Here is a 20,823-nt window from a genome sequence, read left to right as displayed (position 1 = left end):
GAGCCCGCCCCCGGGCCGACGGCGCAGGCAGGGCCTGCGCCGGCGCAGCCGCGGGTGGCCGCGGCGCGGGCGCCCGGGGTCACGCGGGCGGCTCCGGGCGAAGTGGTGGCTCCGCACCGGGGCGCAGCGGGGGCCGGGGCGGTGGGGCGCTTCCACGTGCGCCCGTACCACTCGGCGGCCCTGGCGCGGCGCGGCCCGGACGGCATGTCCACCCTGATGCTCATGGTCGTCGTCACGACCCCGGCGGTGCTCGCGGCCGTCGCGCTGCGGCCCCGTTCCAGGAGCCGCGGCTAACGTTCAGTCCGCTCATCTCGACCTACGGAGAACCCTCGTGTCCGAATGGCTGGTCCTGGCCATCGCCATGGCGCTCGTCTGCGCCCTCGTCCTCGCCTTCACCGCGATCCGGCACCGCCGGGTCGCCGACGACGAGGACACCAGCGAAACCCCCGACGTCCTCGAGTACATGGTGATGATGGTCGGCGTGGTCTACGCGATCGTGCTCGGCCTGGCCATCGCCGGCGTCTGGGAGGCGCGCGGCGCCGCCGAGGACAGCGTGCGCCGTGAGGCCCAGTCCCTGTACGAGGTCACCCAGCGGGCCGACGTCTACCCGGCCGCCGTGCGCGACCGGATCCGCGGCGAGGTCGACGCGTACGTGTCCCACACCGTCAGCGTGGACTGGCCGCGGCTGACCTCCGGGGCGCCGGTGTCCCCGGAGGGCGGCGAACTGCTCGGCAAACTGCGCAGCGGAGTCACCCACCAGAGCCCGGGCAACGAGTTGCAGGCGCAGGCCTACCAGCCGCTGCTGGACCACATCGCGGCCGCCGACGACGCCCGCCACGAGCGGACGCAGACCGACGAGTCCACGCTGCCGGGAGTGGTCTGGCTGGGGCTGGTCGCGGGCGGGCTGGTCACCGTGGGGCTGATCTTCACCCTGCAGATCCGGCGTTCGGGACGGGAGCTGCTGCTCGCGGGGCTGTTCAGCGCGCTGATCGTGTTCCTGCTGTTCATGGTGTGGAGCTTCGACGCGCCCTTCGGGCGGGACGGGATCGACTCGGCGGCGCCGTTCCAGGATCTCTTCCCGTCCCTGCCCCTGGCCGCCGGGCGCTGATCACCGGCCCCGCCGGCCGGGCTCAGCTCCCGGACAGCGCCGCCTGCCGGCGGCATTCGGCCACCACCGGCGAGTTCCGCAGGGCGTGCGAGATCCGTACGAGGTCGCGCGGACCGTCGGTGGCCGGCGGTGCGCCTTCCTCGCTGGCCCCGATGACCCGTCCCTCGGGGTCGGCCCCGCGGGCGCGCACGGCGGCGGCGACCATGGCCGCGTCGGCGACGGCCCGCGCGGTCTCCTCGTCCGCTCCGGCGGCGAAGGCCCGCGCGAGGGCGTCGTCCCGGTGGGACTGGTCGAAGTACGGGCCGAGGTTCAGGAAGCCGTCGTGGATGTCCGACTCGCGCTGGATCATCCGCAGCTCCAGGGCGGACCACCAGGCCATCCGTACGCTGGGGACGCCCTTGGGGCCGTAGATGCGCACCTCGCGCCAGAGCGTGCCCAGCCGCCGGTACGTGGACCAGTACTGCCAGCTGTCGGAGAGCCGCTGCAGCACTAGGGGCAGGACGAAGCCGACGGCGCTGACGTTGGCTCCGATGGAGGCGACGGGCGGTGCCACCGAGGTGCTCAGCCAGTCCAGGTCGTGGCCGGTCCAGCGGGCCACGACGGCGGTCATCTTGGTGGCGTCGTAGCAGAGGTTGAAGACGTACCCGATGACGATGATCACGAGGCCGACGCGGAGCCAGCCGCGCACCTGCAGGGACCAGCGCCAGCACATCGCGACCATCACGAAGGCGGCCACGTTGTGGGCCACCAGGTAGAGGGCGATCATCTCCCGGATGAAGGGGGTGTTGGCGTAGTGGGTGTCGAAGTCCCGCAGCCGCTCGACCGGGGTGTCACCGAGGACGAACAGCACCGCCAGCGCCACGATCACGGCGGAGTAGCCGAGGATCCAGGCCCGCGAGACGCGCCGGGTCTCCTCGGGGGGACCGCCGCGCCAGTTGACGATCAGCACGAGGCAGGCGGCGCTGAAGGCGGTGATCAGGCAGTAGACGAACAGGGCGGAGAAGTTGGTTATGCCGGTCCAGCGGTTGACCGCCGCGATCGTGGGCGGAGCGGCGAAGGTGAAGATGGCGCCGGCCAGGGTGAGCAGGGCGCAGACCGATCGCAGGAGCGGATCGCGCCAGTTGGTCCGTAGCGCCGGCAGTTTGAAGGCGAGTGCGATCGCCATCGCGGCTGCCGGTGTGTAGTAGTCCTGGCCTTTCAATGGTCGTTCCTGTGCCCCCGGTATCCGAGCGCGGCCTCGATGCGGCCGGCCAGTTGGTCCCGCTGTGCCGGCGCCCGGTGGCCGGCCGATCCGGCCAGCCAGGTGCGACAGCGGCTGCCCAGCAGCAGGCCGAAGGTTTCGGCCTCGGTCTCCTCCTGGACGTCGGCGCGGGTGCGCGCGGCGACGCGACGCACGGTCTCGCCGATGTCGGCACCGTCCGACAGCAGTCGCGCGGCGACGGCGGCGCCGTCGACGTGGTGGCTGCAGTGACCGGCTTTCATGTGCCACAACTCGTGCCCGAGGATCACCAGCTGGTGGTCGGGTGCGGTGCGTTCCTCGATGACCACCAGATCGCGGTCCGCCATGTCGAGCCACAGGCCGCTGGCCGTCCCCGGCGGGAACGAGGCCATCCGGAACTCCACCCGGCGGCCGCGGTGCTTGCTCATGCCCTCGCAGAGGGCGGCGTAGAGGTCCACGGGTTCCACGGGCGCGGTCAGGCTGATGCCTGCCACCAGCTCCCCGCACAACCGCCGCTGCTCTCTGCCTATGCTCACCGTTCTCCCCGTCGGCGCGGATCCGGATCAGGACTCAAGGATCAGACCCAGACTTTCGACTGGGTCAGGATTCGTTCGGTTTGACGCTTTCGAGAAGCATGTCCAGCCATTCGGTCACCTTGTCCCGGTGCTTGTCGCTGGGCAGTTGGGCGGCACGCCAGGCGATGCCGCGTACGCCGTGGTTCTGGAGAAGTCTTGCCAGCGGATCGCCTGCCGAAGCGGCCGGGGCGGGTGCGGTTTCCCGTGCGCGGCCCGCGAAGTCCTGGAGCAGCTGTTGCTCGGTGCGCTGGAGGGCGTCCGTGAGCGCGTCCGCGTCGTGGGCGGTGAGGAATCCGGCATGCACCCCGAAGAAGCGTTGGATCGCGTCACAGTGTTCCATGGTCGGCCGTCTGTCGCCGTTGATCAGGGCCCCGGCCTGCTGGCGCGACATGGCGGCGCCGTCGGCGATCTCCTGCTGCGTGTAGCGGCGGCCGTTGGGCTTGACGCGGGTGCGGCGCAGGAGGTCGAGGCGCTGGAGGAACCGGGTCTGGAGATCGGGCTCACCGGCGGGCCGGCCGTCCAACAGGCTCCGCACCACGTCGGCGGGTACGCCCGAGGCCTCGGAAAGTCGGCGCAGGTCGAAGACTTGGTTCAGGTCGCGGCCCAGCTTGCCCGCGAGTTCTGCGACCCGCGTGACGGTGGCTGCCAGGAGCGTGTTGGCCACCGCGACGGGAGCCGGGAAGCCGTCTGTCACCAGTGGTTCTCCTAGATCGCGCGAGGTCGGGGTGCGGGCACGTGGTCGGCTCCAGGAATCTATCCGGTCCCTGTCCGTACGGCTAGAACGTGCCACATCTGTGGCGGGATCGAGCTGCCCAGAGGCTGGAATTGCCACAATAGTTGACACTCGAATGAAGTCGGTAGCAGGATCGCCACACGGAAATGAAGATCCAGACCGTAATGAAGATGGGGGGAGCTCTCGGTGCCACATCTCGCAGCGGTGGGCCCGTCCGAAGGGCTCGCCCACATCGGTGGGGAGCGCCTCGCGGGCGAGGAGTCCGCACGCGGCGCCGTGCGGTCGGAGCGACGCAAGGAGATTTTGCGCCAGCGCCGGGAGGAACTGGGGCTGAGCCAGGAGGACCTGGCGGCGCGTCTGCGCATCAGCGTGCGCGCGTACGGGAACTGGGAGCGCGGCCTGGTCAAGGAGTGGACGGACCGCAAGCTGCTCGCCCTGGCCGAGGCCCTGGAAATGAGCGAGCGGCAGTGCTTCTGGCTCTTCCGGATCATGGTCGACCGCGACCCGCCGCCCACCTGGCGCGCGGCCGAGGACAGCCGGCTGCCCGACGATCCGGCGCAGCGCGACTACCTCTGTGACTACGCGGCCCTCATGGAGGCCGTGCCCTACCCGAGCTTCCTCGTGGACCACCGCTGGGACGTGGCCCTGACCAACTCGGCCTTCGACCGGCTCTTCCAGTCGGTGCGCCCGCATCCCACCGCCCTGCCGGACGACAACTTCCTGCGCTTCGTGCTGTTCCACCCGGACGCGGCGGCCGTCCTGGAGGACCACGAACCGGCCTGGTGCGTACCGCTGCTGGCCCGCTTCGCGACCGCGCTGGCCGCCGCCCCCGACGACGAGGGGCTGCGCAGCATCCGTCAGGAGGTGGCCCGTGACCCGTTCATGGAGGCCGCCTACCGGTACGGAGTGCCGCACTGGCTGACGACCCACGGGGCCGAGGCCGCCGAACAGGACGGTGCCGTGCGCACCGTGCGCCACCCGGACCCGGGCTGGGGCCTGGTGCGCTGCCGGATGGTGGCCGAATCCGGCCCGATGCTCGACGGCATGGGACTGACCCGGATGACACTGGTCCTCTCGACGCCGCAGGCCCGGCCGACGGGTCCGCAGCACGGCGGTCCGGGCGCGCAGCCGCACCAGGTGCCGCGGCTGAGGGCCGTGCCGTCGCCGGTGGACTGATCCGGAGGGGGACACTGGTGCCACGAAACGTGGCACTGCGAAAGGCGGTAAGGGCGTGCGGCTGACGATCCTCGGCGGGGGCGGATTCCGGGTCCCGCTCGTCTACGGAGCCCTGCTCGGCGATCACGCCGAGGGCAGGGTGTCGCACGTGACCCTGTACGACGAGGACTCCGGCCGGCTCCGCGCCATGGCACGGGTGCTCGCGGACCAGGCCTCCGGAATCGCGGACGCCCCGGCCGTCACGGCCACCACCGATCTCGACGAGGCCCTGCGCGGCGCCGACTTCGTGTTTTCGGCCATTCGTGTCGGGGGGCTCGAAGGGCGGGCCGCCGACGAGCGGATCGCCCTGGCCGAGGGAGTGCTGGGTCAGGAGACGGTGGGCGCCGGCGGGATCGCGTACGGCCTGCGGACGGTGCCGGTGGCCCGTGAGATCGCGCGCAGGGTGGCCCGTACCGCCCCCGGGGCATGGGTGATCAACTTCACGAATCCGGCCGGGGTGGTCACGGAGGCCATGGCCGAGGAGCTCGGGGACCGGGTCATCGGCATCTGTGATTCGCCGGTCGGACTCGGGCGGCGGATCGCCCGGCTGCTCGGCGCCCGGCCCGAGGACGCCTGGATCGACTACGTCGGCCTCAACCACCTGGGCTGGGTTCGCGGTCTGCGGATCGGCGGGCGCGACGAACTGCCGCGACTGCTGGCCGACGCGCAGGCGCTGGAATCCTTCGAGGAGGGCCGGCTGTTCGGGGCCGAGTGGCTGCGCTCGCTCGGGGCGATCCCGAACGAGTACCTGCACTACTACTACTTCAACCGCGACACGGTACGGGCGTACCAGGAGGCCAAGCAGACGCGCGGGGCGTTCCTGCGCGACCAGCAGCGGGGGTTCTACGCCGAGGCCGGGCGGCCCGATCAGGCGCCCGGGGCGGCGCTGGCCGCCTGGGACCGCACCAGGGCCGAGCGCGAAGCGACGTACATGGCCGAGAACCGCGAGGTCGCGGGCGTCGGCGAGCGCGAGGAGAGCGACCTGGAGTCGGGCGGGTACGAGAAGGTGGCCCTCGCCCTGATGCGTGCCATCGCCCGGGACGAGCGCGCCACCCTGATCCTCAATGTCCGGAACCGCGGGACCCTGTCGGTGCTCGACGCCGAGGCCGTCATCGAGGTGCCCTGCCTCGTCGACGCCAACGGGGCCCACCCGGTCGCCGTCGACCCGCTGCCGCTGCACGCGGTGGGCCTGGTGACCTCGGTCAAGGCCGCCGAGCGGGAAGTCCTCGCCGCGGCGGCGAGCGGATCGCGGGCGGACGCCGTCAAGGCCTTCGCGCTGCATCCGCTGGTGGACTCGGTCGGGGTGGCCCGGCGGCTGGTGACCGGGTACGCGGCGGAGCATCCGGGGCTGGGGTACCTGCGCTGAGGGCCCCTGCCCGGATGGGCTAGTGCCGCATGCGGCCGGGCGGGGGCGCTGTGAGAGTGCGAGGTGTGACCACAGCCGAAGGTGCAGCTCCCGCCCTATCCGCCGCGGCACCACCCGTGCTCGACCGGCGATCGCGCAACATCGTGTTCGGCACGATCATGCTCGGCGTGCTGCTGGCGGCCCTGGACCAGACGATCGTGGGCACGGCGCTGCCCACGATCGTGGCGGACCTCGGCGGCGGGGACCACATGTCCTGGGTCGTGACCGCGTACCTGCTCACCGAGACGGTCGCGACCGTGCTCGTCGGCAAGTTCGGCGACCTCTTCGGCCGGAAACTGGTCTTCCAGGTCTCCGCCATCGTCTTCATCACCGGTTCGTTCCTGTGCGGCCTCGCGAGCAACATGACCCTGCTCATCGTGTGGCGCGGCATCCAGGGCATCGGCGCCGGCGGGCTGATGGTCACCGCGATGGCCCTCATCGCCGACGTGGTCCCGCTGCGCGAACGAGGCAAGTACCAGGGTGCGATCGGCGCCGTCTTCGGCGTCGCCACGGTCATCGGTCCGCTGCTCGGCGGACTCTTCACCGACCACCTGACCTGGCGCTGGGCGTTCTACGTCAACGTGCCGATCGCGATCCTGGTCGTGGTGGCGGCCGCGAAGACGATCCCCTCCGTACGCGCCGTCGGCAAGCCGGTCATCGACTACCTGGGCATCGCGATGGTCGCGATCGGCGCCAGCGCGCTGATCCTGGCCACCAGCCTGGGCGGGAACGAGTACGCCTGGAGCTCGCCGCTCATCGTCGGGCTCTTCGCCGGCGGCGCCGTGGCACTGGCGCTGTTCTGCCTGGTGGAGACGCGTGCCGCGCAGCCGATGCTGCCGATGCGGCTGTTCCGCAACCCCGTCTTCTCGGTCTGCTCCGTCCTCAGCTTCGTCGTCGGCTTCGCCATGCTCGGCGCGATGACCTTCCTGCCGACGTACCTGCAGTACGTGGACGGGGACTCGGCCACCGTCTCCGGCGTACGGACGCTGCCGCTGGTCATCGGTCTGCTGATCGCGTCGGTCTTCAGCGGCAACGTCACGAGCAAGACCGGGCACTACCGGATCTTCCCGATCGTCGGCTGCGCCGTGATGGGCCTCGGGCTCTACCTGCTGTCGCTGATGGGACCGCAGTCCGGCGCCTGGCTGGAATCCCTGTACATGTTCGTCCTCGGCACCGGCATCGGCCTGTGCATGCAGGTGCTGACCATCGCCGTGCAGAACACCGTGGACTACGCCGACCTCGGCACCGCGACCTCGGGCGTCACCTTCTTCCGTACCCTCGGCAGTGCCTTCGGGACCGCCGTCTTCGGCACGATCTACGCCAACACCCTGAAGCCCGCGCTGGCGAAGGGGGTGGCGGAGGCCGCGCGCGCCACCGGACAGGACCCGCAGCTGCTGGGCGTCGCGGCGCAGAGCCCGCAAGGCGTGCACGGGCTCGATCCGGCGGCGGCCGCGCCGATCGTCAACGCGTACGCGGACACCCTGCACACGGTGTTCCTGTGGACCGTGCCGGTGGCGGTGGTCGGGTTCGTCGTCGCGCTGTTCCTCAAGCAGGTCAAGCTGCGCGACAGCGCGCGGGCCGGTTCCACGGACATGGGCGACGGCTTCGGCTCGCCCGCCACGGCCTCCGGGGACTCGGCGAAACTGCTGGAACTGGCGGTCGGCAAGCTGGTGCGGAGCATGGGGCCGGAGACGGCCCGCGGGATCGTGAACTCCTCGGACACCCGGCTGGACATGGCGGGTGCGTGGGCGGTGATGCAGGTGGACCTGATGACCCGCACCGTCGGCTACGCGAGCCTGGGACTCATCGCCTCGCGTCGGCACCTGCCCCCGGAGGTGCTGCTGCCGGTCTTCGAACGGATGGTGGACGAGGGCTACATGACGCGGCAGAACGGCTTCTACACGCAGACCCCGGCGGGGGAGCGGGAAGCGGGCGTCATCTCGGACGCGTGGGCCACGTGGCTCGGCGACCAGCTGGAGAAGGACCGGGGCCGTCCGCGCAGCGCGGAACTGCGGGCCGCGGCGGACGCGATCGCGAAGCGGCTGCTGGCGGAGGACCTGGGCGACGGGAACTTCGCTCCGCGTGCGATGGCGGGGCGGCCTTAGGCGCCGCCGGTGCGGTGCAGTGCGGTGCGGTGCGAGGCGGTGCGGTGCGGGTGCCGGCGTGGTGCGGCGCGGTGCGGTGCGGTGCGATTTTGAGCCGATCGGGGAACCGATGGAACTCCGGTGCGTGCGGGGACGTCTGATCATGAGAAGACAGACGGTCTACGGGGGAGCTGAGCATGACGATCACGCTGGCGGAGGAGATCACGCTGCTGTCGCTGGACGACGAGTCCGGATCGGTGAAGCAGCGGCAGTCGGTCGGCTGGGCCGTGGCGGGCGGAATCCTGCTCGAACTGGTGCTCGCGGAGCGGGTGGTGGTGACCGGCAAGTACCTGGAACTGGTGGACACGTCGCCCACCGGTGAGGAACTGCTCGACGGCCGGATCAGGTTGATGCAGACCTGGATGCACGGCCGGAGCAAGCGCCGGGTGACCGACTGGCTGACGAAGGACCAGGCCAAGGCCATAGCCGCGGCGGTGGAGCGGCTGAGCGGGCGCGGCGTGGTCGTGGAGGAGCGGCGCAAGGCCCTCGGTGTGTTCCCGGTGCGGCGGTATCCCGAGGCCGACGGCACGATCGAGCGCGCGCTGCGCGAGCGCCTCGCCTCCGCCGTCCTCAAGGGCGCCGAGCCGGACGAACGCACCGCGAGCCTCGTCGCCCTGATCCACGCGGCCAAACTGCACGGGCTGGCCTTCCCGGACGGCCCGCGCAAGGAGATCTCCGCGCGCACGGCGGAGATAGCCGGCGGACACTGGGCGGCCGAGAGCGTCCGCTCCGCCATCCGCGACATGCAGGTGGCGGTGGCCGCGGCCACCGTGGTGACGGTCGCGGCCACCGTCTAATGCTGTGACCGAGCGTCTGCGGCCCCGCTTTCGGATCACGGGTTCGTGGCCGTCGGGTAGTCGTACGAGGGCACGTGGGGAAGGACCGGGGTGAGTTCGGGCCGCCAGGCGCGCAGGGCCGCCGCGGACGGGGCGTAGAGCGCCGCCGGGATCTCGGCCGGGGCGAACCAGGACCAGCGGGCGATCTTGTGCGGCTCGGTGACCGTGGCGGTGCCCTCGGCTGCCGAGGTGACGGCCGCGGCCGTCAGCTGGGTCAGGCCCGAGTCGGCGTCGAGCAGGATGGAAACGATCCGGATGTCCTCGGGGGCGGCCCGCAGCGCGGTCTCCTCGGCCAGTTCGCGGGCGGCGGCCTGCTCGAAGCCCTCCCCGGGGTCGACCTTGCCGCCGGGCAGCTCCCAGCGCCCGTCGTGAGCCTGGCCGAGCAGCACCCGGCCGTCGTGGCCGATCACGACCACGCCGACTCCGACGACGGCGTGGGGGCGGGGGACGGCGCGCCCGGTGGCTCCGCCGGTTTCCGTACTCATGGACTTCCCTGGGTCGATCGGGGCGCCAGCACCTCGGCGAGGTCGTAGCCTACGACCTCCTCCAACTGGGCGTACGTACAGCTCTGAGGCTCCCGGTCCGGCCGCATGCGGCGGAACTGCGCGGTGTGCCGGAACCGGTCGCCCTCCATGTGGTCGTAGGCCACCTCGCAGACCCATTCGGGGCGCAGCGGCACCCAGGACAGGTCCTTCTTCCCCGTCCAGCGGCTCTGCGCCCCGGGCAGCCGGGCACTCTCGTGGGCGGACTCCTCGGCCCAGGCGGCCCACGGGTGCCCCCCGGGGTCGGGCATGCGGAGCGGTTCGAGCTCGTCGATCAGCTCGGCGCGGCGCTTCATCGGGAAGGCGGCGCAGACGCCCACGTGCTGGAGGGTGCCGTGTGCGTCGTAGAGCCCCAGGAGCAGTGATCCGACAATCGGACCGCTCTTGTGGAAACGGAAACCCGCGATGACGACGTCGGCCGTACGCTCGTGCTTGATCTTGAACATGAGGCGGGCATCGGGCCGGTAGGGGAGATCGAGGGGTTTGGCGACGACCCCGTCGAGCCCGGCGCCTTCGAATCGTTCGAACCACTCCTGTGCGAGCGCGGGGTCGGTGGTCGCGGGCGCGAGGTGTACGGGGGGCCGAGCGGTGGAGAGCATGCTGGTCAGGGCGGCACGGCGGACGGTGAGCGGCGCGTCGAGGAGGGCCTCGTCGCCGAGCGCGAGCAGGTCGAAGGCCACGAACGAGGCCGGGGTCGTCTCGGCGAGCAGTTTCACCCGGGAGGCCGCGGGATGGATCCGCTCGCTGAGCCGGTCGAAATCGAGCCGCCCGCCCTGGATGACGACGATCTCCCCGTCAACCACGCAGCGGTCGGGAAGATTGGCCTTCAGCTCCTCCACCAGCTCGGGGAAGTACCTGGTCAGGCTCTTGCCGGTGCGGCTGCCGAGCTCGATCTCGGCACCGTCCCGGTGGACGATCGCGCGGAAGCCGTCCCACTTGCCCTCGTACTGCATGCCCGGTGGGATCGTGGACACGGATTTGGCGAGCATCGGCTTCACGGGTGGCATGACCGGCAGATCCATGTTTCCGATTCTGGGGTGGTGCGCCCGGGCCCGCTCGGTGTGCGGGGCCGCGCGGGTCCGCCTACCGTGGCGCACATGGGTGCAGCGGGCAAAGCGATCGAGCTGGAGGTGGGCGGCCGGACCGTCCGGCTGTCCAGTCCGGACAAGGTGTACTTCCCCGAGCGCGGCCTCACCAAGGGGGACGTGGCCGCCTACTACCTCGCGGTCGCGGACGGGATCACCCGCGCCCTGCGGGACCGGCCCACGACCCTGGAGCGGTTCCCGGACGGGGTGGAGGGCGAGTCCTTCTTCCAGAAGCGGGCCCCGAAGAACCTGCCCGACTGGATCCCCACCGCCCACATCGCCTTCCCGAGCGGCCGCACCGCCGACGAGATCTGCCCGACCGAGCCGGCCGCCGTCCTGTGGGCCGCCAACCTGGGGTGCCTCACCTTCCACCCCTGGCCGGTCCGGCGGGAGGACACCGACCGCCCCGACGAGCTGCGCATCGACCTGGACCCGCAGCCGGGCACCGACTACCACCACGCGGTCGCGGTCGCCCACGAACTACGCGGACTGCTGGAGGAGTTGGGCCTGCGCGGCTGGCCCAAGACCTCGGGGGGCCGGGGGCTGCACGTGTTCGTGCCGATCGCGCCGCGCTGGACCTTCACGGAGGTCCGCAGGTGTGCCATCGCCATCGGCCGGGACCTGGAGCGCCGGATGCCGGGGAAGGTCACCACCGCGTGGTGGAAGGAGGAGCGCGGCGAGCGGATCTTCGTCGACTACAACCAGACGGCGCGCGACCGCACCATCGCCTCGGCCTACTCCATCCGCCCTCGCCCGCACGCCCCGGTCTCCGCGCCGCTGCGCTGGGACGAGCTGAACGAGGCGGAGCCGCGCGACTTCGACATCGTGACGATGCCGGCCCGCTTCGCCGAACTGGGCGATCTGCACGCGGACATGGACGAGCACGCCTTCGCCCTGGACGCCGCTCTGGAACTGGCCGACCGCCACGAACACGACCACGGCCTCGGCGACATGCCGTACCCGCCGGACTATCCGAAGATGCCGGGCGAGCCCAAGCGGGTCCAGCCCAGCCGTGCGAAGCACGAGGACTGACGGGCCGGGCACGGTCCGGAAGAGGCTGCACAGCACTAGGCCCGGGGGAGGCGGCGCAGGGCGGCGGTGAAGGCGGAGTCGCGGTGCGCGTCGAACTCCTCCTGCGTGAAGACGGGGGTGGTGACGTCGACCGGGATGCCCGGACCGTCGAAGGTCTTCCCGGTACGGGTCAGGAACTGCTCGTTGGGCAGGCCGAGTTCCCAGCCGTTGGGGAGGGCGCGGCCGAGCACGTCGGAGAAGACCCCCTGGGTCGGCTCGCCGATGCGTACCGTCCGGCCGGGTCGCTCCAGGAGGGCCTGGGTGAAGGTCTCGCCCGCGCTCACGGTGGAGCCGCCGGTGAGCACGGCGATCGGCCCCGTGTAGCGGGGACCGCTCGCGGGGTGGACGTACAGGGGCTGCGGGCGGGTGAACCGGGTCGCGTCGGCGGGGTCGTTGCGCACGCGCTTGGCGTAGGCGAAGTACGGGCGGTCCGTGAGCCGGGCGGCCAGGCGCAGGCCGAGCTCGTCGGAGCCGCCGCCGTTGATCCGCAGGTCGATGACCAGGCCGCGCAGGCGGGCGGTGCGTTCGGCGGTGAAGACGCTCTCCAGGGCGCGGTCGAGCTCGGCGCTCTCGGAGGCGAAGTCGCCGCTCTCGGTGTAGCCGCCGAAGCCGGAGAGGCGCAGGTAGCCGCGGCCGTCGGGGAGGTCGGCGTAGGAGATGCGGCCCTGGGCGAACTCCTGCGGTGCGTGGCCGCCGAGGGCCACTTCCTGGATGTACGCCTTGACGCGGGTCTCGAGTTCGAGGGTCGGCATCTCGGTGCCCGGGCGGACCTCGCCGAAGAACCGGTCACCGTCGTCGGAGAGGTGGACGTGTGCGTCGTGCAGCGGGGCGAGCATCTCCTCGAAGACGGCGAAGAGTTCGTCCTCGGTGGTGCCGGAGTGCACGCGGGGGCGGTGGGCCTCGCGTACCGCGTTCCAGTCGACGCCCTTGGCGGCGAAGAAGGGGTAGTTCTCCGCGAAGGTCTGCCAGAACACGTCGAAGGTGGCGACCGGGTCCGCGGCAGGTCCGGGCTCCTGGGCCTCGCGGCACCGCTCGGGCAGGGCGGCGAGCCGGCGGGTCGCGCGGTCGCCGACGGAGCCCTCGACGTGCACCGATCCGGGGCGCACGATGAGGACCTCGTCGTCCTCGGTGGCGTAGCGGAAGGCGCCGGCGCTCCCGCTGTCCGGTACCCGGCGCGCACTCGCGCCGGGCAGGCAGCTGATCCCGGTGACCTGGTACTCCTGGAGCCGTCCGGACTCCACGCGGAGCACGGTGCCGTAGCCGTCGAGCTGCCAGATCCCGGCCGGCCCGGCGGGCGGGCGGCCCGCGGTGGCGCTGGCGGCCGCGGCGGGCCCGGCGGTGGTGACCACGAGGGCGAGGAGCAGCGCCGCCGCGGCCGCCCGTCGGCGCGTGCCCTTACGTGTGCCCTTATGTGTGCCTGTGCCTGCGCCTGTACCGGTCATCGTGCTGTCCCCGTTCGCTGAAGTCCCTTGACTCGGACCAGGATCCGGGGCGACCGGGGGCCGGGTACATCCGGCGGCCCACCCGGCCCGGGTGGGGCTACCCCCCGAATCCGGCAGGCGGGACCGTCTCGCGCCATGACCCATAACAACACGAACGATCGTGCTAATATCAGCCCATCATCCTGACCCGCCAGCGCCGTCTGGCCACTCTGAGGAGATCCGGAGAACCGGGCATGCACCCCATGGCTTCACTCCTGAGCACGACCCTCAACACCACCGCCCGGGTCGCCCCGGGCCCGGTCGGGCGGGTGGCGTTCGCGCTGTTCGTGCGGCCGCTCGGCCGGCCGAAGGTGAAGCCGGGCGAAGCGGAGGTCATGGCCCGGGCCGTGACCGGCCGGCTCGTCGTGGACGGGATACCCGTGACCACGTACCGCTGGGGCGACGGCGACCGGCCGGTGCTCGTCGTGCACGGCTGGACCTCCCGCGCCTCGCGCTTCGCCGGGTTCGTCGAGGCGCTGCTGGCCGAGGGGCGGACCGTGGTCTCCTTCGACGCGCCCGGTCACGGCGCGTCCGGCGGCCGGGCCACGACCATCCTCCGGCAGCGCGAGATCATCCGCCAACTGCACGCGCGCTACGGGGAGTTCTCGGCCGTCCTGGCGCACTCCTTCGGGGTGGTGTCCACCTTCTTCGCACTGCGGGACGGGATCCGCGCCGATCGGATCGTCGGTATCGGAGCGATCGCCGACTTCGACTTCCTCGCCGAGCGGTTCCGCGCGATGCTGGGCGTGAACCAGGCCGTCGAGGACGCCATGCGGCGCCACGTCCAGCTCCGGCTCTTCCCCTCCGAGCCCGGCATCTGGCCCCGCTTCGACGCGGGGCGCCACCCCGAGGAGATCCCCTCGGAGATCCTGCTCGTGCACGACGCGGACGACGACACCGCGGCCCCCGGCCAGTCCCGCGCCCTCGCGGCCGCCTACGGGGAGCGCGCCCGCCTGATCGAGACGAGCGGACTCGGCCACCGCCGCATCCTCCTCGACCCCCATGTCATCGCGGCCACCGTCGAGTTCCTGAGCGCGGCCCCGTCGCAGACCCGCGCGGCGAGCCCGGCCGATACCGCCGGAGCCACCCGATGACCTCCACCCACCCCGAACCCACCGCGCCCGACGCGGTCATCGCCGCCGAGCCGGTCGCTCCGCCCGATCCGGCCGCCCTCCCCGAGTCGGTCTCCGCGCCCGATTCCGGAAGGCAAGGGGCCGAGGGCGGCCCCGGGGCCGGGCGGGTGCTCGCGCTGGCCAGCGCCGTCACCTTCCTCGCCTTCCTCGACGCCACCGTCGTCAACGTCGCCTTCCCCGACCTGCGCCGGGCCTTCCCCGAGGTGTCACTGGCCCGCCTGACCTGGGTCGTCAGCGCCTACGCCGTACTGTTCGCAGCCCTGCTCGCCGCGGCCGGCCGGCTCGCGGACACCCTCGGCCGGCGGACCCTGTTCCTCGGCTCGACCCTCGCCTTCACCCTGACCTCGCTCGCCGCCAGCGCGGCCCCCACCGCCGAGCTGCTCATCCTGGCCCGCGCACTCCAGGGAGCGGCCGCCGCAGGGATGATCCCCGCCGCGCTGGGCCTCGTACTGGCCCACACCCCACCCGCCCGCCGGGCAGCCGCCCTCGGTGCCTGGTCGGCGGCGGGCGGACTGGCCGCAGCCGTCGGCCCGAGCATCGGCGGACTGCTCGTCGAATGGTGGGACTGGCGTGCGATCTTCCTCGTCAACGTCCCGCTCGGCCTGGCCGTCGCCCGGGCCGCCGCCCGCGTCGTCCCCCGGGAGCCCCGCACCGGACGCCGGCTCCCCGACCCCGTCGGTACGACCGCGCTCGCCCTCGGCATCGGGGGAGTGGTGGCCGGGCTCTCCCAGGGCGCGGAGTGGGGCTGGACCGATCCGAAGGTGCTCGCCCTGGTCATCGGCGGCGCCCTGGCGGGCACCCTCGCGCTGCGCCGCTCGCGCAGCCATCCCGCCCCGGCCGTCGACCGGGACCTGTGGCGCGACCCGCTGTTCGCCCGCTCCAACATCGGCGCCCTGTTCTTCGGAGCCGCCATGTACGCGTGGCTGCTGATGGCCCCGTCCTACCTCATCGAGCGCTGGGACTACTCGGTCCTGCAAGCCGGCTTCGGCGTCACACCGGGTGCCGTCCTCGCCATGGTCGGCGCGCTCTTCGTCGGCCGCAGGGTCCCCGCCCGCCTCCAATGGGCCGCCGTCACCGCCGGATCGCTGCTCTTCGCCGCCAACGCCCTGCTGCTGTGGGGCTGGGTCGGGGAGTCGACCTCGTACGCGCAGATCTTCCTGCCCGCCGGACTCCTCGGCGGTCTCGGCATCGGAGTCGTGCTGACCGCGCTCTCGACCACGGCCTCGGCCGGCCTCCCGCCGCAGCGCTTCGCGGCCGGTACCGGCCTGCTGATGACGGCCCGCCAGCTCGGCGGGGCACTCGGAGTCGCCGGTACGGCGGCCCTGCTCACCGATGGCGTCTCCGGCGGCCACTGGCGCGGTGTCTTCCTGCTGATCGCGCTCTCCGCGCTCGCCGCGTCGGTCGCGGGCGCCGCGATGCGGCTCAGCGGCCGGGCAGGGCCGGCGCGGCCGGGAGGCTGACGGCCGGGGCGTCGTCGGCGGAGAAGCCGAGGGCCGGGAACGCGAGTACGGGCGGCCGCTCCGGGAGTTCCTCCGGGGCGGCCGTCGCCGCGCGAAGCCGGGCGAGGATGCCCCGCGCGGCCCGGCCGTAGGCAGCGGTGTCCTGGTGCAGCACGGAGTGCGCGTTGGCCAGCTCCATCATCGCCATGATCTCGAAGGCGAGCTGCTCCACGTCCGCGACGTCGGCCGGTTCGCGGAACCCGCCCGCCAGCCTGGCCTCGTCGAGCAGTCGCTCGATGTACCGGGTCCATTCGCCGTTGATCCTGGCGATCTCGTCGCGGACGGGTCCGGGGCGCGAGTCGAACTCGGCGGAGGCGGAGTAGAAGAAGCAGCCGCCGGGGAAGACCCGGCTGCCGGAGTAGTCCAGCCAGCTCTCGCACAGCCGCCACACCTTGGCGAGCCCGGCGGGCTCGTCCCGTACGGGCCGCACGACCTGCTCGACGAAGACGGCCCGGGCAGCGTGCACGGTGGCGAGCTGCAGCTCCTCCTTGGAACCGAAGAGGGCGAACACGCCGCTCTTGCTCAGCCCCAGATCCGTGGCGATCTTCCCCAGGGACAGGCCTTCCAGGCCGTCCACCGAGGCGATGCTCATCGTCCGTTCCAGGACCGTCCGCCGCGTCTGGTTACCGCGCTCCACGCGTCCGTCTGCCATGCCGCCATCGTACCGAAGCCATCGCACGCACGGTCGTTCACTCAATGGCTGTTGATCAGGCGTTGATCGGACGTCCATCGCCGCCGGACAGGCTCTGCGGCATGTCGATGAACACCACCGATACCGATACCGTCACCGCCGTCCCGGCCTGGTACGAGCTCGCCCTCTGCGCCCAGACGGGCCCGGGCTTCTTCTTCCCGGAGCCCGGCTCCTCGCTGCGCGACGCGAAGCGACTGTGCGGGGCCTGCGAGGGCCGCAAGGCCTGCCTGGACTACGCCATGGCCAACGATGAACGCTTCGGCGTCTGGGGCGGCCTGTCCGAAGCCGAACGCCAGGCCCTGCGCCGGCGGTCCTGACCGCCGCGCCGCCCCGGCGCGGCGGCGGCGTCACCCCAGCAGCTCCAGGATCCGCGAGGTCCCGGCGCCGCCCGGCTGTCCGGGAGGCCGGGGCTCGGGATCGGCGAAGGTGATCGTGTGCGCGACCGCCTCCAGGATGGCGGTGTACGCATCGGCGTGCCCGGTGGCCGCGCTCGTGAGGTCGAGCAGCAGCAGGTGGCGTCCGCCGGGATGCGCCGTGACGGCCCTGGCCTGGAAGAGCCCCCGGTCGGTGCCGGGGAGGGGGAGGACCCCGCAGACCAGGGCGCACGGGAGGCCCGAGGGCAGGTCGAGGAACCTGCGCGTCGAGCCGCTCCCCTGGGCGGCACCGGCCAGGGCGAGGGCCGCCCGCGCCACACCGGCCCCGGCGCCCGCGTCGTCGGCGGGCCGGACGGCGAGGGAGAACAGCGAGGTGGACACGGACTCCGGGCCCTCGGGGTGGAGGCCGACCGCGGTGTGGACGAGGTGCAGGCCGGGCTGACCGGCGAGTTCGTCGAGGCAGTCCATCAGCCGCCCGAGCTGCGACCCCACACCGGCTGCGGAACCCGAGCCCGCACCGGGTCCGGGACGCGAACCCGCACCGGGTCCGGGACGCGAACCCGCGCCCGCACGGACGTCCGCGCCCGCAACGGAACCTGCGCCCTCCCCGGCGCCGCCCAGGGCACCCAGGGCTTCGGCGACCGCCTCCAGGGCGTCCCGGTCCTCGGGGCCGATGTCGTGGAACCCGGGCGGCAGCCGGAACCAGACCGGCGGTACGGAGTGGTTCGTCACGGCTGCACCAGCGTCCAGAGCCGGGCCGACCTCGCGGCCGTGGACGGACCGTCCTCCACGGCGATGCGGGTGCCGTCCACCGCCGTGGAACCGCGGTCGACGGCTTCGTCGTCGCCGGTGTAGTCGGCGGCGGCCGTGGCGGCTCCGGTGCCGGCCACGGCCACCCCCACCCGCTCCCTGACCTCGGGCGTCGACGACCGCAGCGCCCACGCGGCGAGCGGGCTCTCCACCTTCCGCAGTTCGTCCGCCGTGTTCCACGTGGTGCGGGCGAAGGCTCCCGCGCCCGGGGAGACACCCGCCAGGGCGCCGGCCTCCGGGACCGCCATGGCCGCGCGGGCCGCGACCGTACCGGCCCTCGCGCCCGTGGCGACGGCGGCCACGCCCGGGACGGCGCCGAGGCCGTCGCCGAGCAGCGTCACGCTGTTCTTCCAGAACGCGGCGTCGAACTTGCCCCGGGTGAAACCCTCGGTCAGCGGCTTGCGGAAGCCGGGATCCGCGAGGTGCGCGGTCAGGGCGGCCAGCGAGAGCCCGCCCGCGACCAGCATGACCGCCATCCCGGCCGGCGGGAAGAAGAGCGCGACGGCCGCACCGGCCGCCCCCAGGATCGCCGCCGCGTTCGAGAGGGCGTCCGCCGGATTGTCGACGATCTTGTTCCAGACCGACTCCAGCACCCCGGGTTCCTTCGGCGCCAGCCGCTGCGCCGTCGCGGTCAGCGTGTCCGCGACCCGGCGGGCCGCCGCGGTGTGTTCCGAGGCCAGCTCACCGGCCAGCCGGCGGGCGTCGGCCAGAGCCTCTTCGGTGGTGGCCGCGGCGGCCTGGGACGCGTAGCGGGCGGCCAGGGTGCGGTGGGAGGTCAGGGTGTCGTGCCAGCCGGCCAGTCGGCGCGCGGCCTCCGCCAGGGAGGTGTGGGCCGCGTGGAGGTGGCGCGGGAGCTCACGCGACAGCGAGGCGCGGAAGGCGGTGGCGGCCTCGCCCTGCCAGGCCGAGCTGTGGGAGACCAGGGCGTCGACGACGCGGGAGGTCTCCGCGATGCTGTCCGCGGAGGAGCGGAGCTTCTTCGCCAGGGCCAGGACCGCGACCGGGCTGCCCGGGGCCGGGTCGAAGCCGAGCGCGGAGTGGCCGGCGGCCGGGGAGTCAGCCACGGGTCTGCGCCGCCTGCCGGAATGCCGCGCGGATGGCCTCGTCGAGCTCCGCGTACTCGGCGGCGCTGCGGCGCACTCCCTCGCGTACGACCTTGATCCGCCCGGCGAGTTCCTTGGTGCCGTGGCCCCATCTGTCCTGGAAGCCGTCGCACGCCGCGTCGAGGTCCGCCGTGCCCAGCTGGTCGGCCCGTACGTGGTCCAGCTCCCGCCTGGCCTCGCGCAGGGCGGTCAGCGAGGTGTCCAGGGCGTTGCTGAGGCGGGCCAGCTGGTCGATCTCGACCTGGAGCGGCGTCATGGCGGTCATGACGCGAAACCCTGGCAGAGCGGGGCTCTGCCAGGGCAATCGTCGTCACCCGCCCGAGCGAGCGGAAACCGGTCAGTCGTGGCGCAGGGGCCGGATCAGGCGGCCTTGCGGGCCGCGATGCGGGCCGCGCGGGCGGCCAGCCGCTCGTCGAACTTGCGGGCCTCGGAGTCCAGGCCGTTCATGAAGAGGCCGAGCTCCTCCTGGGCCTTCTGCCCGTCCGGGCCGAGGCCGTCGATGTCCATGATCTTCAGGAAGCGGATCACGGGGCTCAGCACGTCGTCGTGGTGGATCCGCAGGTTGTAGACCCCGCCGATCGCCATCTGCGCTGCCATCCGCTCGAAGCCGGGCATCCCGTGTCCGGGCATCCGGAAGTCGACCACGACGTCGCGCACGGCCTGCATCGTCAGGTCCGGGGCGATCTGGAAGGCCGCACCCAGGAGGTTGCGGTAGAAGATCATGTGCAGGTTCTCGTCCTGCGCGATGCGGGCCAGCATGCGGTCGCAGACCGGGTCACCGGACTGGTGGCCGGTGTTGCGGTGCGAGATGCGGGTCGCGAGCTCCTGGAAGGCCACGTACGCCACGGAGTGCAGCATCGAGTGGCGGTTGTCGGACTCGAAGCCCTCCGACATGTGCTGCATCCGGAATGCCTCGAGCTTGTCCGGGTCCACGGCGCGCGAGGCCAGCAGGTAGTCGCGCATCACGATGCCGTGGCGGCCCTCCTCGGCGGTCCAGCGGTGCACCCAGGTGCCCCAGGCGCCGTTGCGGCCGAAAAGCGAGGCGATCTCGTGGTGGTAGCTGGGGAGGTTGTCCTCGGTCAGCAGGTTCACGACGAGCGCGATCTTGCCGATCTCGGTGACCTTCGACTGCGCCGGGTCCCAGGCTTCGCCGTCCTCGAAGAAACCGGGGAAGTTGCGGCCGTCGCTCCACGGGACGTACTCGTGGGGCATCCAGTCCTTGGTGACCGTCAGATGGCGGTTGAGTTCCTTCTCGACCACCTCTTCCAGCGCGAACAGCAGCTTGGCGTCCGTCCACGCCTCCGAGCTGCCGAGGTGGGGAGAGGTGATCGTCACGGGTACTCCTGAGTGCAAAGCGAATTACCTACGGTTCCGTAGCCTACGGAGTCGTAGGTTAAGCGCGACATCAAGACCAGCCAAGCCCCATGGGTCGCTCTGTCCGGTTACGTCCCGTTATTTGTGCAGTTTGAGGGGGGCGTGGCGTGGCTTGAAGGGACCAAAGTCATGCGAGCAGGTGGTCCGCGGCTCCCGCCTTGACGGCCGAGATCAGCGCACGGAGCGCATCGATCGAGTCGGTGACGTAGGCGGCGGACTCGGTGGTCCCGATGTACGCCTTCCCCTCGGCGTCCCGCCCGAAGCGGAAACAGTTCGCCCCCTCGCTGCAGAATGCCTCGTCCCAGGCGATGCCGGACGTCGCCGACGGGGTCGCCGGGGTGGTCGCGGTCGTGGTGGTCGTGCCCATGTCGTTCTCTCGTCTCCTCGTCGGATCCGGCTCGGTGGTCAGCCGGCCGGTCGGCCGG

Annotated in this window: 21 protein-coding genes and 1 pseudogene; 10 read left to right on the top strand and 12 right to left on the bottom strand. The window is 72.3% G+C overall.

All coding sequences use genetic code 11. The annotated features are described in order from the left end of the window. Together ACFWBW_RS13870 and ACFWBW_RS13865 are read left to right on the top strand one after the other, a co-directional pair. A pseudogene (locus ACFWBW_RS13870) lies at positions 1 to 294 on the top strand (hypothetical protein); the annotation flags it as partial. 37 nt (positions 295 to 331) lie between these two features. Then, positions 332 to 1,108, top strand: coding sequence for a hypothetical protein (locus ACFWBW_RS13865; RefSeq protein ID WP_385371665.1), 777 nt, complete (start codon positions 332 to 334; stop codon positions 1,106 to 1,108). 22 nt (positions 1,109 to 1,130) lie between these two features. Here the strand turns inward: ACFWBW_RS13865 and ACFWBW_RS13860 are convergent, their stop codons facing one another. The 3 genes from ACFWBW_RS13860 to ACFWBW_RS13850 form a co-directional block, all read right to left on the bottom strand. Further along, complete coding sequence (locus tag ACFWBW_RS13860; RefSeq protein WP_385371662.1) at positions 1,131 to 2,309, bottom strand: MAB_1171c family putative transporter; 1,179 nt, start codon at positions 2,307 to 2,309, stop codon at positions 1,131 to 1,133. Next, the gene (locus tag ACFWBW_RS13855; RefSeq protein ID WP_385371659.1) at positions 2,306 to 2,863 is read right to left on the bottom strand and encodes a toxin-antitoxin system, toxin component; all 558 of its coding nucleotides are present in this window, start codon (positions 2,861 to 2,863) and stop codon (positions 2,306 to 2,308) included. Before ACFWBW_RS13855 ends, ACFWBW_RS13860 begins: the two co-directional genes overlap by 4 nt. A gap of 64 nt (positions 2,864 to 2,927) precedes the next feature. Further along, positions 2,928 to 3,596: a helix-turn-helix transcriptional regulator gene (locus tag ACFWBW_RS13850; protein WP_243338946.1), complete on the bottom strand. Its 669-nt coding sequence runs from the start codon at positions 3,594 to 3,596 to the stop codon at positions 2,928 to 2,930. Positions 3,597 to 3,821: 225 nt separating this feature from the next. On the opposite strand from ACFWBW_RS13850, the gene ACFWBW_RS13845 reads away from it, so the two are divergent. From ACFWBW_RS13845 to ACFWBW_RS13830, 4 genes are all read left to right on the top strand, one after another. After that, on the top strand, positions 3,822 to 4,811 hold the full coding sequence (locus ACFWBW_RS13845) for a helix-turn-helix domain-containing protein (RefSeq protein WP_385371656.1): 990 nt from the start codon (positions 3,822 to 3,824) through the stop codon (positions 4,809 to 4,811). A 55-nt stretch (positions 4,812 to 4,866) separates the two neighbouring features. Continuing rightward, entirely contained in the window at positions 4,867 to 6,216 is a 1,350-nt protein-coding gene (locus tag ACFWBW_RS13840) for a 6-phospho-beta-glucosidase (protein ID WP_385371653.1), read from the top strand. Positions 6,217 to 6,281: 65 nt separating this feature from the next. Next, complete coding sequence (locus ACFWBW_RS13835; RefSeq protein ID WP_385371650.1) at positions 6,282 to 8,360, top strand: MDR family MFS transporter; 2,079 nt, start codon at positions 6,282 to 6,284, stop codon at positions 8,358 to 8,360. Positions 8,361 to 8,536: 176 nt separating this feature from the next. Continuing rightward, on the top strand, positions 8,537 to 9,196 hold the full coding sequence (locus ACFWBW_RS13830) for a GPP34 family phosphoprotein (protein ID WP_385371647.1): 660 nt from the start codon (positions 8,537 to 8,539) through the stop codon (positions 9,194 to 9,196). A gap of 35 nt (positions 9,197 to 9,231) precedes the next feature. On the opposite strand, the gene ACFWBW_RS13825 is transcribed toward ACFWBW_RS13830, so the two are convergent. Then, positions 9,232 to 9,720, bottom strand: coding sequence for an NUDIX hydrolase (locus tag ACFWBW_RS13825; protein WP_385371644.1), 489 nt, complete (start codon positions 9,718 to 9,720; stop codon positions 9,232 to 9,234). Further along, the gene (locus tag ACFWBW_RS13820; protein WP_385371641.1) at positions 9,717 to 10,799 is read right to left on the bottom strand and encodes an ATP-dependent DNA ligase; all 1,083 of its coding nucleotides are present in this window, start codon (positions 10,797 to 10,799) and stop codon (positions 9,717 to 9,719) included. The genes ACFWBW_RS13825 and ACFWBW_RS13820 overlap by 4 nt, the downstream gene beginning before the upstream one ends. 75 nt (positions 10,800 to 10,874) lie before the next feature. On the opposite strand from ACFWBW_RS13820, the gene ligD reads away from it, so the two are divergent. Then, positions 10,875 to 11,894, top strand: coding sequence for a non-homologous end-joining DNA ligase (gene ligD / locus ACFWBW_RS13815; RefSeq protein WP_385371638.1), 1,020 nt, complete (start codon positions 10,875 to 10,877; stop codon positions 11,892 to 11,894). A 35-nt stretch (positions 11,895 to 11,929) separates the two neighbouring features. On the opposite strand, the gene ACFWBW_RS13810 is transcribed toward ligD, so the two are convergent. Next, positions 11,930 to 13,375, bottom strand: a complete 1,446-nt coding sequence (locus tag ACFWBW_RS13810) for a S41 family peptidase (protein ID WP_385371636.1) — start codon at positions 13,373 to 13,375, stop codon at positions 11,930 to 11,932. 242 nt (positions 13,376 to 13,617) lie between these two features. On the opposite strand from ACFWBW_RS13810, the gene ACFWBW_RS13805 reads away from it, so the two are divergent. After that, entirely contained in the window at positions 13,618 to 14,508 is an 891-nt protein-coding gene (locus tag ACFWBW_RS13805) for an alpha/beta hydrolase (RefSeq protein ID WP_385371633.1), read from the top strand. Then, positions 14,505 to 16,007 carry a DHA2 family efflux MFS transporter permease subunit gene (locus tag ACFWBW_RS13800; protein ID WP_385371631.1) on the top strand — a complete coding sequence of 501 codons (1,503 nt, stop codon included), beginning with the start codon at positions 14,505 to 14,507 and terminating at the stop codon, positions 16,005 to 16,007. Before ACFWBW_RS13805 ends, ACFWBW_RS13800 begins: the two co-directional genes overlap by 4 nt. Here ACFWBW_RS13800 and ACFWBW_RS13795 read toward each other — a convergent pair. Next, complete coding sequence (locus tag ACFWBW_RS13795; RefSeq protein WP_385371628.1) at positions 15,970 to 16,698, bottom strand: TetR/AcrR family transcriptional regulator; 729 nt, start codon at positions 16,696 to 16,698, stop codon at positions 15,970 to 15,972. The two genes, ACFWBW_RS13800 and ACFWBW_RS13795, sit on opposite strands and share 38 nt — an antisense overlap. 101 nt (positions 16,699 to 16,799) lie before the next feature. On the opposite strand from ACFWBW_RS13795, the gene ACFWBW_RS13790 reads away from it, so the two are divergent. Beyond that, complete coding sequence (locus tag ACFWBW_RS13790; RefSeq protein WP_385371625.1) at positions 16,800 to 17,054, top strand: WhiB family transcriptional regulator; 255 nt, start codon at positions 16,800 to 16,802, stop codon at positions 17,052 to 17,054. A gap of 30 nt (positions 17,055 to 17,084) precedes the next feature. On the opposite strand, the gene ACFWBW_RS13785 is transcribed toward ACFWBW_RS13790, so the two are convergent. The 5 genes from ACFWBW_RS13785 to ACFWBW_RS13765 form a co-directional block, all read right to left on the bottom strand. After that, positions 17,085 to 17,843, bottom strand: a complete 759-nt coding sequence (locus tag ACFWBW_RS13785) for a hypothetical protein (RefSeq protein WP_385371622.1) — start codon at positions 17,841 to 17,843, stop codon at positions 17,085 to 17,087. Further along, positions 17,840 to 18,985 carry a hypothetical protein gene (locus ACFWBW_RS13780; RefSeq protein ID WP_385371619.1) on the bottom strand — a complete coding sequence of 382 codons (1,146 nt, stop codon included), beginning with the start codon at positions 18,983 to 18,985 and terminating at the stop codon, positions 17,840 to 17,842. Before ACFWBW_RS13780 ends, ACFWBW_RS13785 begins: the two co-directional genes overlap by 4 nt. Further along, the gene (locus ACFWBW_RS13775; protein WP_385371616.1) at positions 18,978 to 19,289 is read right to left on the bottom strand and encodes a hypothetical protein; all 312 of its coding nucleotides are present in this window, start codon (positions 19,287 to 19,289) and stop codon (positions 18,978 to 18,980) included. Before ACFWBW_RS13775 ends, ACFWBW_RS13780 begins: the two co-directional genes overlap by 8 nt. A 95-nt stretch (positions 19,290 to 19,384) precedes the next feature. Then, positions 19,385 to 20,359, bottom strand: coding sequence for an acyl-ACP desaturase (locus tag ACFWBW_RS13770; protein ID WP_385371614.1), 975 nt, complete (start codon positions 20,357 to 20,359; stop codon positions 19,385 to 19,387). A gap of 166 nt (positions 20,360 to 20,525) precedes the next feature. Then, positions 20,526 to 20,765, bottom strand: coding sequence for a hypothetical protein (locus ACFWBW_RS13765; RefSeq protein WP_385371611.1), 240 nt, complete (start codon positions 20,763 to 20,765; stop codon positions 20,526 to 20,528). Positions 20,766 to 20,823 lie beyond the last annotated feature (58 nt).

It is taken from the genome of Streptomyces sp. NPDC059957 (genome assembly GCF_042730015.1).
In the GTDB taxonomy this organism is placed as follows: domain Bacteria; phylum Actinomycetota; class Actinomycetes; order Streptomycetales; family Streptomycetaceae; genus Streptomyces.
The sequence above is the reverse complement of the archived record's forward strand: the minus strand, read 5'-3'. Positions and strand labels throughout refer to the sequence as shown.